The organism is Sinomicrobium oceani, from assembly GCF_900119185.1.
Taxonomy (GTDB): domain Bacteria; phylum Bacteroidota; class Bacteroidia; order Flavobacteriales; family Flavobacteriaceae; genus Sinomicrobium; species Sinomicrobium oceani.
Genome location: NZ_FPJE01000026.1, coordinates 17,571 through 30,780, shown reverse-complemented (window position 1 = coordinate 30,780; position 13,210 = coordinate 17,571). Strand labels below are relative to the sequence as shown.

Sequence of the window (13,210 nt, the reverse complement as noted above, 5' to 3'; positions counted from 1 at the left end):
TTGGACTCAATTCAAATAAAATGTACATTTGCTGCAATTCATAAGGTAGGAAATACATGAAATTTTATATCTTCTTTCCGCTTGTTTACATCGTAATGGGGAGTTGTATATGGGCGCAGCAAGCTCCGGTCACCACCCGGGGCGATCAGGAGTTTCTTCCGGTGGTCCGCGGCCTGGTGATCAATGCGTATACCGGGGCTCCCGTAGGGGATGTCCGGATAACAATAAGAGAGCTGGGCATAGAGAGTTACAGCAATGCCGAAGGGCAATTCACTTTTAAAAATATACCTGTCAGGCCGCTCACGCTGATCCTGGAACACGGGGATTATATTACGGGCGAAGAGACTTTTGATATTCCCGACGGTACATTACTATTGTCCATACGTCCTAATAGTCTCGATCTGGATGAAGTGGTGGTCATCGGAAAAAGGGACCTGAAAACACCGTCATCTGCTACGATGATTAACCGCAAGGCGATAGAGCATTTACAAGCGACCAATCTCCGGGAAGTTTTGCAATTGGTTCCGGGAAACCTGATAGAGAATCCTACTTTTACCAATACAAACCAGGCCAATATCAGGCAGTATAAAGCGGATAACCTCGGGTCGCTGGGAACTGCCGTTATAATTAACGGGGCTACCATTTCCAACAACGCCAATCTGCAGGCTATAAACACCACAAGGGCAGGCAGTGGAGCTGCTTTTTCCACATCAAGTGGTGGCGGAGTGGATCTGCGTACGATTTCTGCCGATAATGTGGAGCGTGTAGAGGTGATACGAGGTATTCCGTCTGTAGAATACGGCGATCTCAATGCCGGGGCTATTCTTGTCCAGACAAAGGCACGGAAAGAGCCGCTTACGTTAAAAGCCCGGTTCAATCCCACGCTAACACAGTTCTGGGCGGGTAAAGGGTTCAATACGGATAATGACGGCAGCTCCTTGTATGTAGATCTGGATTATACCAAAAACAACGATAGCGAAACCAACAAATACCAGAATTATACACGGGTTTCGGGTACGGCACAATACACCCGTCATTTCGGAAAGGAGAAGAACTGGAGAACCAATACGACCTTAGCCTATACCTATGGTAAAGATTCTTATGATATGGACCCGGATTTTGTGGTAGATTCGGTCAAGACAGTATCCAGAGAACATTTTATCCGTTTTTCTTCGAATGGTAATATTACTCTCGACCGTAAGTTCTCCCAACAAATCAAGTATACTGCTTCCCTGAATTACGGAGATCAGAAAGGATATCAGCAGCAATATTATACGGCCGATATCACTGCCGAATCCTATGCGTTGACCAACAGTACCCATGAAGTTCCTTACCTGCCGTCATCATACCTGAGCAAAATGCGGGTAAACGGGAAACCCTTGTCCGCAAATTTCAGGATATCCGATCATTTCAATTGGTATACCGGCGATTATACCCATAATATCCTCGCCGGGGCAGCATGGAAAATGGATGTAAATCTCGGTGAGGGTAAAACCTTCAATCGTCCACCCAGAAACACTTCTGCTCACGCTTACCGCACGCGCAGATACAATGACATACCCGCCCTGCACCAATTCGGTTTGTATGTGCAGGATCAGTTCAGCGGCTTCATAGGAAAAACTGCCATAAGTCTCCAGGCGGGGTTGCGTTATGACCTGATGCAGCCCTTTGACAAAAGTTATGATCTTAAAGCGCTATCTCCCAGGTTGTATGCGTCTGTTAAAACACCGTTCAACCTGACGCTGAGATCGGGCTACGGAGTCACGGCCAAGTCACCTACCCTGTTGTATTTATACCCTGAAAATGCATATTTCGATTTTTACAGTCTCAACCATTATGCACAACGCCCCGAAGAGCGGATGGCGCTGATAACGACCAGGGTCTTCGATTCGGGAAACCACGACCTCAAACTTTCCAAAACAGCCAAGTACGAAGCGGGTATGGATTATAACTGGGGGGAAAACGGTGAAAAGATCCTTTCCGTTACTGGGTATTACGAAAAGACCCGGAACGGGTATGACATGTCCACGACACTAAATTCGGTAAAATTTGCACAATATCCTGTATATGCCATAGAGAGTCAGCCCGAAGGGCAACAGCCCGTACTCAGTGACGAAGTGTCCTCCATGACAAGATTTGTCAGCTATTTTGCTCCTTCCAACAATATCCGAAGGGTTAATAAAGGCGTGGAACTGAATGCGGATTTCGGAAAGGTGGATGTTATCAATACCTCTTTTAATATCACAGGGGCATATACGTCTACGAAGTCCGTAACAAACGACTACTATATATTGCAGCAAAATATTGCCGGAAGGGCAACCACGAGAGTGGGTGTTTTTGCCCCGGGAAGAGGCTCGGTAGAAGAGCGTTTCGTAACGACGATCCGGGGCATATACCATATTCCCAAGCTCAGTTTTATCGTTACGCTCTCCGCGCAGACGATCTGGATGGATAAGAACAGGTATACGGGCTACCAGTCTTTGCCCGTGGGATATATACCGTACAATGAAAGCGGGGAAACCCCGGAGATCGTCTTTTTTAGTGAGTCCGAACGTCAGGGAATCAATAAATATGACGACCCGGACATCTATTTGAATATCAATGAGGCTACTTACATTACGGAAAAGTGGCAACCGTTATGGCTGTTCAATCTCAAGCTGACCAAGGAATTCCGGAACGGACTCAACTTTTCCTTTTTTGCAAATAATTTTATCAATTACCGCCCCCTTAAAAGCAGTACCAGGTATCCTACGGTGTATTACAAACGAAATATCAGTTTTTTCTTTGGTTCGGAACTATCAATAAGACTATAAATAATTAATCCTTTTACACATGAAAAACAAAATACACTTTTTACTATCCGTATGTATTGCCGTAGCGGTTCTTACCGGATGCAGCAGTGATGATTCGTCATCAGGTCCCGATACATTCGGGTATGATATTCATATAGAATACCCGGAATCTTATGGTGGAGGTGTTGTCGCAAATGCCAGTGTCGTATTAAAAAATCTTTCGACGAATATAGAGACTTCCATGACTACCGATGAGGACGGAGTTGCAGCTTTTACCGAAATCGCCCCGGGGAATTATTCCGTTACGGTGTCCAGGACCTTGTCGGCTACCGAAGCAGAAGTTCTTACCGGTATCGGGGCTGAAGTCTTCCTGAATGCTACGCTCTCTCAACTGCAAATTCTGGCAGATGGGGCTACGACCATTCAGCTTGAAGGAAGTGCGGTAGGGGACTGGGTCATTAAAGAGTTTTATTATTCCGGCGCTCCGGACTCCTACTATTTTTATGACGGATTTATAGAGATTTATAACAACTCTACGGATGTACAATACGCAGACGGCCTGTTGTTCGGAACCACAAAATCCGCATCCTCTTCTTCCACATCATTTTACGGGTTTATCACGGAAGGTTACGAAGATGCTTTTCTGGCTTATGTCATGCAGATTCCGGGCAATGGAACCGATTATCCCGTAGAACCCGGCGCCTCTGTTGTCATTGCCATTGACGGTATAGACCATAAAGACGACCCTAACGGAAATGCAAACTCTCCGGTAAACCTCGGTCCTGATGTAGCAGACTTTGAGGTTTATTTCTATGCCAACCCCAATACACCGGATACCGACTCACCCGATGTACCTAATGTAGAGATCATCTACAGCTATTCTACAACGGTATTCGATTATTTACCGGGTGTTTTCGGAAGCGGACTTGTGATTTTCCGTCATGATAACCCCGGGGAACTCGAACGATTGACAGAACCCGGCTCTACCAGTAGCAGGGAATTTGTAAGAGTACCGAAAGCGTATGTTGTCGATGCCCTCGATGCGGTTGCAAACTCTTCGGTAACCCCCGAACTGAAACGGTTACCGACCAATCTGGATGCCGGAATGAATACGGTGGGAGGAAGCTATACGGGAACTTCCCTGAGAAGAAAAGTAAAACAGGAGATCGGGGGACGTAAAGTATTGCTGGATACCAATAATTCCGCTACCGATTTTGAAGTAAACAATTCGCCAAGCCCCAAGGGATGGTAATGTAGTGATAACCGGAATATGAGAAAAGCTGTCGTTTTAATATCCTTTTTGTCCGTTTTTCAGGTATATGCTCAGGATGAGTTTTTGCGTACCTGGAATGAACTGATGTTGTCCCGGCCTGTTGTTACGGCACAGGCCATACCGATAAAACTGGCCTTAACGGACGCTGTTAATATCGGAAATTCGGCGATAAGGTACTTTGAAGGGAAAAACGATTTCAGAGATGCTTTCATGCCCGAAAAACAGCAAGGTTTTGATGTTCGTTCCGAACGTTTTGTCTCGGTCAACGGGTGGAATTTTTACGGCAGATTCTCTTTTTCCAAATACGAAGATTCCGGAAGCAGGTTTACTGCAATGGCAGATCCGTACCGGGAAAACCCTTATAAAATTGCAGATTCTGTAGAGGCCGACTGGAGAAAGCAACATTATCTGCTGGAAACAAAAATAGTCTCTCCGTTACTGTTCCGTAAATTCCGTGCCGGACTGGGTATGAGATATGAAATACGGAACGGGGCGAGGCAAAGAGATCCGCGCCCCCTCGATAAAATAGTGGAAATAGAACTTACGCCTTATGTATTGTATCACATCAATCCGAAATGGACACTGGGACTTAACGGTTACTATTTCCGTTTTCGTGAAGATCTGTCCGTCAGCCTGGAGAATACACAGAGACCGCGTAATATATATAAACTGCTGGGGCTGGGAGAGTATCTTTATAACGGTCCGGTCATACTTACCGGGGGAGTCTCCAGGTTGTACAAGGGGAATTCGTTCGGGAGCGGCATAAGCGTAGCTTACACACCCGGCGAAAGTCAGTTTATACAGGCCGGGGTACAATATAAAAAACACGATGAGGATGTTACCGATGGAACATCTTCGCCTTTTTATGCCGGAAATCATAAGTATTCGAATTTCGATCTCCGTGTTGATTACCTCGTCTCCGGATCCCGTATGTCACACCGGATATCCCTGGACTATAACCATTTTAACACTGATAATACCGAGTTTATTCAGCAGTTCAACAATACCACGGGTCAAAATGAGGTTTTATATGCCTCGGAGATGCATCATCGCACCAAAGACCGTTGGACACTCGATTATTCGGGCCTTAGAAAGGATGTACAAAAACGCCTGTTATGGGGATGGGATGTGTCCGGCAATTTATACGATCATACCGAAACATACCCTACCACCCAAAGCCGAAGGGAGATGACCGGTTATGAGGTACAGCTGGGGGGCAGACGATGGATCTATCTGAAGCAGACCAGTGTGGAAGTGGGGTATCAGACGTTGTACAGAAACAGTCTGGAGAGTGCTATGGTATACTTTCCCGGTACGGCATCCACTGATTTTGTAGCTGCCAATATCACTTTTCCCAATTTCTATTATGAAAATATGCCTGCCTGGACCAACCGTTTGTACATGCAGGTAAATTTACCCTATTTAAACAATAAAGGCTCTCAGTTATATATACGTGCCTCATACGAACGTATTTCAGCCCTGGAAAACAACGCTTACTATACCAGTGGCCTTCATAATAACGGTATGATGGTCACGGTAGGTTTATATAATTAATCCCCTAACAGGAACGAGCATACATTTTAGGAGCCCGCCAATTATGAAGGGATGGCCGGAAACCTCCGGAGGAGATACTAAAGGTTGAACCGTTTACAAAATGAAATATATGAAAAATAAGGTATTGGCACTGGTACTTTCCGGTCTGTTCACCGGTATATCAGCTGCCCAGCATTATATCGATCCGGAAATCAGCTCCGGAAGCAGTTTTGCCATCATAGTCGATCCGGACACTTTCGAAGCTGCAAAAAATGAGATTCTGGCTTACAAACACAGCGTGGAGTCGGACGGACTGGGAACGTATGTGATCTACGATAACTGGCGGAAACCGGATGATATCCGCAAAGTTCTGAAAAATTTATACGAACATAAACAACATCCGCTGGAAGGAGCTGTTTTTATGGGTGATATCCCTATTCCTATGATCAGGGGAGCACAGCAACTTACGTCTACCTTTAAGATGCCCGAAAAAGTGAGATGGGAAGCATCTTCCGTAGCATCTGATCGTTTCTACGACGATTTTGACCTGGAGTTCGAGTATCTCAAACAGGATGAAGACACTACCCGGACCCGCTACCACTATTACAATCTGGCTTCGGGAAGTCCGCATTACATATCCATGGACATCTATTCCGCAAGAATGCTTCCCCCTGTTTCCGGAGACCGGGGTAGTGCCGTGGAGCAGTTGAAAGCCTATCTGCAAAAACTGGTCCGTATCCGGGAGGAGAAAAATCCTCTTAACGATATGATCGTTTCCACCGGGCACGGATACAATTCCGATGCTATGTCTGCCTGGGGAGGAGAAGTTATGGCATTGCGCACCTCTTTTCCGGAACTGTTACTCCCGGAAAATTCATTGAAATTCCTGAACTACAGAAATGCCGTATTCATGAAAGAAGCATTACTCACTGAATTGCGACGCGATGATCTGGACCTGGCATTTATGACGGGGCATGGTACGGTAGATGCACAGTTTATAAACGGCTATCCCGATGTCTCCAATCCGCAACCGTCCATGGAAAATGTAGGAAGATATATACGGTCCAAAATGAATAATGCCAGGGATAGCGGGAAAGACCTGGAAGCGACTAAACAACGTTACCAGGAATGGCTGGGGCTGAATGGTAAATGGTTTGCCGATGCCTTCGAGGCATCCCGTACTGTGGAAGACTCTGTATTCAATGCCGCGCTTGATATTCACAGCACCGATTTGAAGCAGGTGAATGCCCGGGTAGCTTATCTCAATTCGTGTCTTACGGGGTCTTTTCACAAAGGAGATTACCTGGCCGGATATTATCCTTTTTCCCAGGGGAAAAATGTAGTGGCTATCGCCAATACGATAGGAGTTCTGCAGGATTTATGGGGTACGGAACTATTAGGGATTTTACACCGGGGGGTAAGGGTAGGGCACCTCCTGAAAAAAACAGCCTACCTGGAAACCCATATTCTTGGCGATCCCACATTCCACTTCGCTGCCGAGGAATCAGACAAATACAATACCCTATTCGGGGCACGGAAAACAACGGAAGATACCTGGCAAAAGCTTTTGGAAATTCAGGATGCCGACCTTCAGGCTTATGCCCTTACCGAACTCTGGAATAAACAGGAGGAGGAAAAGCTTTCGGAAAAGCTGTCGGACCTTTTCAGAACATCCCCGTACGAAGCGGTACGGACCCAGGCTTATTTTCTTTTGCGACGCTACAATAACGGAAACTTCAGGCAGGTTCTAAAACTCGCCCTTAGGGATAACCACGAGTATATAAGACGTAAGGCAATATACGATGTTATAGAGCTGGGAGCTACCGAATATATCGGTGATATTATAGACAATTATATATATGGACGTCATTTAAAACGTATCCGGCATAAAATTAACTGGTCTTTCCAATGTCTGGATAAGGAGGTTCTGCTGAAAGAACTCCACACCAAACTCTACGATAATACAGCGGTTTATAACGGAAAAGAACTTTACGACAGTGCAGTGACAAGGATTACCGCAGAAAAAAAGAAAACTGAAGAGCTAATAGCCCTGCTGGGCAATCCTGATACTCCCCGGAAGGAATTGAATTATACTTTGCGGAACCTGAGGGCATACAGGTATCACGAAGTTATTCCTGCGGTTATCAAAATTGTGAAAAATGAGAAAATGCCACAGGAGACCAGGCTGTCCGCCCTTGAGGCATTATCGTGGTACGGTTGGTCTTACACCAGAAACGATATCCTGCAACTATGCGAAACCCTGGTGAAGGGCAAGGAAGCCGCGGAAATAAAAAAACGGGCGCAGAAAACGCTACAGACGATAAAGGATGCTTCGCGGCGTCCCTTCTGAAAACAGGAACGAGGGCGTATAAAAAGTTTTTTCAACCCCCTGAGATTTGCGTATTTGAGATTTTTCTCGGATACCTACCTGAATAAAAATGAGGCTGCCTTGACTTTTTAGACAGCCTCGTTTTTTTAGTGTATTGTTGAAAAGTGGGGATATTATTCGGATCGGATTATTGGATTCAGGAATACGGATAGTCAATTTTCAAACGGTAATTCCTCGTTACCTACCGTGTTTATGATCCATTGGAGGCGTAATCATGATATGCGCTTTATAGGTGCCTTCGTCCATCAGCCAGGGCATCCCGAGGTTATTGGGCTTATTGGAGAGTCCCAGGTCTTCTGCCTTGGCAAACGGAATATAGATGACATACCTGCGTTTTGCATCTGCCATTTCCCCTGTTTCCCGGTTCAGGCTATCCAATGTTCCCCAATACCCGTACAACGTTGTAGGTTGTTTTGGGAAGGATAGCTTTCCTTCTTCGATTTCCCGGGCTCTTATTTTATCCCGGTCTCTTCGCTTGCCCTCGGCGATGAGCTCACGCCCCCTTTTCATCATCGGTTCCAGAGACTTCGGATAACAATAAGAAGCAAAATACTGAGGTCTCCTGTAGTCGGGGGCGAGGCATATATAATCATTGGAGCCTTTCCGTAGTTCTATAAGTTCTCCCTGTGGGTCATATCCCAGGACTGTAGCGTTTTCCCGGAATGCTTCCGGTGCGGCCATCACGGCTATTTTGATCTGTAGTTCGCCGGGAAGAATATGCTGAGGCGGGTCTTCCTGTGCGTAGTTTGACAAAGAAAAAAAAGAAAGTATCCCGGCCAATAATAACTTTACATACATAATTCGTGTTTTCCGGTAAAAATACGATTTTCTCCGCTTTATCAGGATATCCGGGTCTCATTATATCACTAAAAAACAGTGGTTAGGCCACCATATGAAAGCATGTCCCTTATTGTTTCCGGGGCAGTATTTCACCGTAGCATACAACCCTTGCGGAATTCCCATATCTTTGCCCCGGTGAAGCAGGAGCAAAAGCACATATATGGTATAAAACTGCGGGGAAGGAGCTACATCGCGATCCTGTTTGTAGTGGTGGTCATAACTATAGTAGTTACGTATATCCTGAACAGGCTTATCTCTGATGAAGTAGAAGATGTCAGTGCAAATATCTCCAGGAGTAGTTTCGTGAAGAAATACGATAATCTGCAAAACCGGTTCCTGTTACTTCAGAAACCGCTTTACGATGCGGAAAACCTGGCCCTTGAATCTTCCGATACGGTGACTTCGTTGCAGCGTCTGCGTATTCTCAGTGCCATCCAGATATCCGACAGCAGTGTGGTGCGTAACTGGTATGGTATTGTGCCCGAAGGGGGAGAGCAAACCGTTTTTGTTCACGGAGCCGAAGGAAATACTACCTCGCTTAGGGAAAATATCAGGTCACAGCTGCAGAAAGGCAAAACCGGGATTACCGGCAAAGTGCTTCCGGGAGTTGCCGGCCAGTATCTGTGGCGACAGACCATATATTTTAAAGCCCCCTATGGTACTGTTTTTTACGGCTATGACCTCGATTTGGGGGTAGTACATCAACTGTTACTGGAAGTAGGTAAGTATACGCAGAGCTATGCCTATATTTTTACTGCAGACGGGGTTTGCCTGCTGCATCCGGATACGGTACATATCGGCAAAAATGTCTTCGACTTTTCTGCGGTACTTCCTTCGGATACGATTTCCGGACCATCCGACCATAACGAGCGCGTCGTAGCATCGAAATATCTGGATCTCGAAGTCATGAATTATGTGAAACCCTTGCATATTGCCGGGGGGCGCTATTATATAGCTGTTAACTTTCTGAAAAGCATCAATGAAGAGGATATAAACCGTATCAGTAAATACAGTTTATACATTTATTTACTTTCTACCCTGCTACTGCTTTTTATATTCTATTATTTTACCAGGGCTATCCGGATACAATACAGGCGACAGGAGCAGCTTCGACAGGAAAAAGCCGGGCTTGCCCTCGAAAAAGAGGTCTTTCAGAAAGAAAGTGCTCTCCTGCAGTTGCAACAGCTAAAAAACCAGGTCGATCCGCATTTTCTTTTTAATGCACTGAATGCACTGCATACGCTTATCGATCAGGATAAGGCGTTGTCCAAAAAGTTCACTGTTAAACTCTCCAGGTTGTATCGCTACCTGATCCAGGCCCCGGAAGAGAATATCACCCGGGTAGAAAAAGAATTGAATTTTATAGCAGAATACCTGTTTCTGCAACAAACCCGTTTTGCCGATAAAATCGAATGTACCACCACCGTAAAGGAAGTAGCATCACTACAGCGGAAAATTCCTTATCTCTCCCTTCAGACCCTGGTGGAAAATGCGTTGAAGCACAATGTGGCCACCAGAGAACACCCTTTGTATATCGGTATAATCGTATTTCCGGATAAGGTTGTAGTGAAGAATACATATCAGCCCAAGGAATACGAACAGGAGGGCAGCCGTTTCGGGTTGAAGTACCTGAAACGGATTTATGGCTTTTATAAAGTTACTGGTTTTAAGACCGGTATTAAGGACGGATTTTTTTATTGCGAACTTCCCCTGATGTAAAATCACCCGTTCACTCCGGTTTTTTTCCCGTTCACTCCCTTTTGTTTGGTGCCTATCCGGATGTCACGGACTTTTAGAGAAAATTTAACTAAAAGTTAATCTGTTCATGACAAAAGTTTACCGCGTCTTTGCAACCGCTTTCTTGTTTTTAAGTATCCTGAACACGGTGACATCCCAGGAGAAGAACGAAAAGGAAAAAGACTCTGCAGATACGTCTTCCCTTAAAAAATACAGTGAACTGCTCAAAGAAGGCACATTAAAAGAAGGGCTTTTTAGTGTCCTAAAAGTTAAGAATGATTATTATTTCGAAATTCCCGATTCCTTGTTCGGGAGGGAGTTTCTCATTGTCAATAAAATTTCCCGTGTGCCGCTGCAACTCAATGAAGCCGGACTGAATAAAGGGATGGAATTTGAGAACAAGGTAATCACCTTTCAGAAAGACACCCTCCTTGGCAAGGTCTGGGTGCGTACATCCGTGCCTATGGTAACGTCGCCTGAACACGATGCCATAACCCTTTCGGTGCATAATAACTTCTCCTCTTCTATCCTGGAGGCTTTTGATATTAAATCCAGAAATGAGGAAAAATCATCGTTTCTCATCAAGGTTAACAAAGTATTTGACGGTAAGGAAAAGAGTTTTAACGATGTCTTCAGTAATACCGGACTGGGAGGAGCTGCCAAACCGGCCCTGTCTTATATAGAGGCAGTAAAGACCTTTCCGGGGAATATTATGGTAAAGTCAGAACTCACTACATCCATATCCGAAGGAGGAGCCGGATTGCCTGTAACTATCGGGGTGGCCTGTAATATCGTATTGTTACCTGAAAGTCCTATGGAACCCCGGTTTATGGATAAACGCATTGGTTATTTTACCAAAAAGCGCTGGTATTTCAATGATGAGCAGCACGCCATGAAAGAGCGGGAACTCATTACCCGGTGGCGATTAGAACCCAGACCGGAAGATCAGGCCCGTTATCTCCGGGGTGAACTCGTAGAACCCCGGCAACCCATTGTATTTTACATTGATCCGGCAACCCCGGAAAAATGGAGAAGCTACATCCGGCAGGGAGTACTGGACTGGCAGGAGGCTTTTGAACAGGCCGGATTTAAAAATGCGGTTATCGCAAAAGAACCTACCGAACAAGAGCCCGACTTCGATATCGATGATGTCCGGTATTCTGTGATTACCTATGCTGCTTCGCCAAAGTCCAATGCCATGGGCCCTTCGGTTGTTGATCCTAGGAGCGGAGAGATCCTGGAAGCCGATATTATCTGGTGGCATAACGTCATGACATCGCTCCACAGCTGGATGCGGGTACAGACCGGGGCTATAGACAGTAAAGCCCGCAAAAATGTATTTGATGACAAACACATGGGAGAGGCCGTAAGGTTTGTGTCTTCTCATGAGGTAGGACATACTTTCGGACTGAAACACAATATGGGGGCATCTTATGCTTTTGAAGTCGATTCTTTACGTTCCCCCACTTTTACCACACGCATGGGAGGGACTGCACCTTCCATTATGGATTATGCCCGTTATAATTACGTAGCACAACCGGGAGATGGGGTTACCGCTATTACACCCAGGATCGGTATCTACGACAAATATGCCATTCAATGGGGGTATACCTGGTACCCTTCAAAAGACAAGGAAACCGCAAAACTGAAAAAGCTGGTAGAGGCCCATACCGATGATCCGCTGTATTTTTACGGAGAACAACAATCATATAAAAATGTCGTCGATCCCCGTTCGCAATCCGAAGATCTGGGAAACGATGCCGTTAAGGCCGGCAGATACGGGATTGAAAACCTGAAGAGGGTGCTCGATAATGTGGTACGCTGGACGTACGAAGAAGGAGATACCTACTATCGTACAGGTAAACTGTATATGGCTGTGATCGGCCAGTGGCAGTTGTACAATAATCACGTTCTTAATAACGTAGGAGGGATCTACCTGAACAATACCGTACACGGCGACCATAAGACATCTTATGTGCCTGTGCCTTACACCAAACAGGAAGCCGCGGTAAAATATCTGAATGAGCAGGTCTTTACATTGCCCGAATGGCTCTTCGTAAACGATGTGCTCACCCGCACATATCCTTTGAAAGATTCTCCCCTCGGGCCTTACGAGTATTCACCTTACACCATGGCCAGGGAGTTGCAGTACGATGTATTCTACAATCTGTTTCGCGACGACAGGTTGTTGCGATTGCTGGAGGCAGCGGTGTATTCGGACAAAAAGACTTTCGGGGTAGATGACCTGTTCAGAAGCACCCGGGATCATGTGTTTGCCGGGACTATGAAAGGGAAATCCCTGTCTACTTTCGAGCGGATGGCACAGAAAAATTATGTGGATGTCCTTATCGTAGACCTTCTGAAACTTTTTGAAAAAACATCAAAGAAATCACTACAAATACCCGCATCTTTGCAGCTTCCAACCCTTTGCAACCAGGTTGTTAACAGCGAGACTGCGGTAAGAAATATAAATTACACGTCCATAAAGCGGGTCTCCGAGGTCACCTCTGTGAAAAAAGGAGAACTGTACACGCTGCTTCAATTGCTCCAAAAGAAGAAGAATAAGGGAGACAGGACTACCCGCATGCATTACCTCGATCTTATGGGCCGTATAGAAGAAGCAATTAACAACTAACACCGTTTGAA

At 45.6% G+C, this 13,210-nt stretch carries 7 protein-coding genes; 6 read left to right on the top strand and 1 reads right to left on the bottom strand.

Annotation, left to right across the window (positions count from 1 at the left end; all coding sequences use genetic code 11):
• Nucleotides 1–56 precede the first annotated feature (56 nt).
• From BT112_RS17965 to BT112_RS17950, 4 genes are all read left to right on the top strand, one after another.
• On the top strand, nt 57–2,813 hold the full coding sequence (locus BT112_RS17965) for a TonB-dependent receptor (RefSeq protein ID WP_072318849.1): 2,757 nt from the start codon (nt 57–59) through the stop codon (nt 2,811–2,813).
• Nucleotides 2,814–2,832: 19 nt separating this feature from the next.
• Complete coding sequence (locus BT112_RS17960; protein ID WP_072318848.1) at nt 2,833–4,044, top strand: DUF4876 domain-containing protein; 1,212 nt, start codon at nt 2,833–2,835, stop codon at nt 4,042–4,044.
• Nucleotides 4,045–4,062: 18 nt separating this feature from the next.
• Nucleotides 4,063–5,619 carry a DUF6850 family outer membrane beta-barrel protein gene (locus BT112_RS17955; RefSeq protein ID WP_072318847.1) on the top strand — a complete coding sequence of 519 codons (1,557 nt, stop codon included), beginning with the start codon at nt 4,063–4,065 and terminating at the stop codon, nt 5,617–5,619.
• Between the two features lie 109 nt (nt 5,620–5,728).
• A complete protein-coding gene (locus tag BT112_RS17950; protein ID WP_083564986.1) occupies nt 5,729–7,948 on the top strand; it encodes a hypothetical protein in 2,220 nt (739 codons plus the stop codon).
• Between the two features lie 216 nt (nt 7,949–8,164).
• Here BT112_RS17950 and BT112_RS17945 read toward each other — a convergent pair whose 3' ends face one another.
• A complete protein-coding gene (locus tag BT112_RS17945; RefSeq protein ID WP_072318845.1) occupies nt 8,165–8,785 on the bottom strand; it encodes a hypothetical protein in 621 nt (206 codons plus the stop codon).
• Between the two features lie 102 nt (nt 8,786–8,887).
• On the opposite strand from BT112_RS17945, the gene BT112_RS17940 reads away from it, so the two are divergent.
• Both BT112_RS17940 and BT112_RS17935 read left to right on the top strand, forming a co-directional pair.
• Nucleotides 8,888–10,546 (top strand): sensor histidine kinase, encoded by a 1,659-nt coding sequence (locus tag BT112_RS17940; RefSeq protein ID WP_072318844.1) that lies wholly within the window; start codon nt 8,888–8,890, stop codon nt 10,544–10,546.
• Between the two features lie 106 nt (nt 10,547–10,652).
• Nucleotides 10,653–13,199, top strand: coding sequence for a zinc-dependent metalloprotease (locus BT112_RS17935; RefSeq protein WP_072318843.1), 2,547 nt, complete (start codon nt 10,653–10,655; stop codon nt 13,197–13,199).
• Nucleotides 13,200–13,210: the final 11 nt, after the last annotated feature.

Excerpts from the sequence above, each read along its gene's own strand:
- BT112_RS17965 (WP_072318849.1), top strand. The coding sequence starts at position 57 with ATGAAATTTTATATCTTCTTTCCGCTTGTTTACATCGTAATGGGGAGT.
- BT112_RS17960 (WP_072318848.1), top strand. The coding sequence starts at position 2,833 with ATGAAAAACAAAATACACTTTTTACTATCCGTATGTATTGCCGTAGCG.
- BT112_RS17955 (WP_072318847.1), top strand. The coding sequence starts at position 4,063 with ATGAGAAAAGCTGTCGTTTTAATATCCTTTTTGTCCGTTTTTCAGGTA.
- BT112_RS17950 (WP_083564986.1), top strand. The coding sequence starts at position 5,729 with ATGAAAAATAAGGTATTGGCACTGGTACTTTCCGGTCTGTTCACCGGT.
- BT112_RS17945 (WP_072318845.1), bottom strand. The coding sequence starts at position 8,785 with ATGTATGTAAAGTTATTATTGGCCGGGATACTTTCTTTTTTTTCTTTG.
- BT112_RS17940 (WP_072318844.1), top strand. The coding sequence starts at position 8,888 with ATGTCCCTTATTGTTTCCGGGGCAGTATTTCACCGTAGCATACAACCC.
- BT112_RS17935 (WP_072318843.1), top strand. The coding sequence starts at position 10,653 with ATGACAAAAGTTTACCGCGTCTTTGCAACCGCTTTCTTGTTTTTAAGT.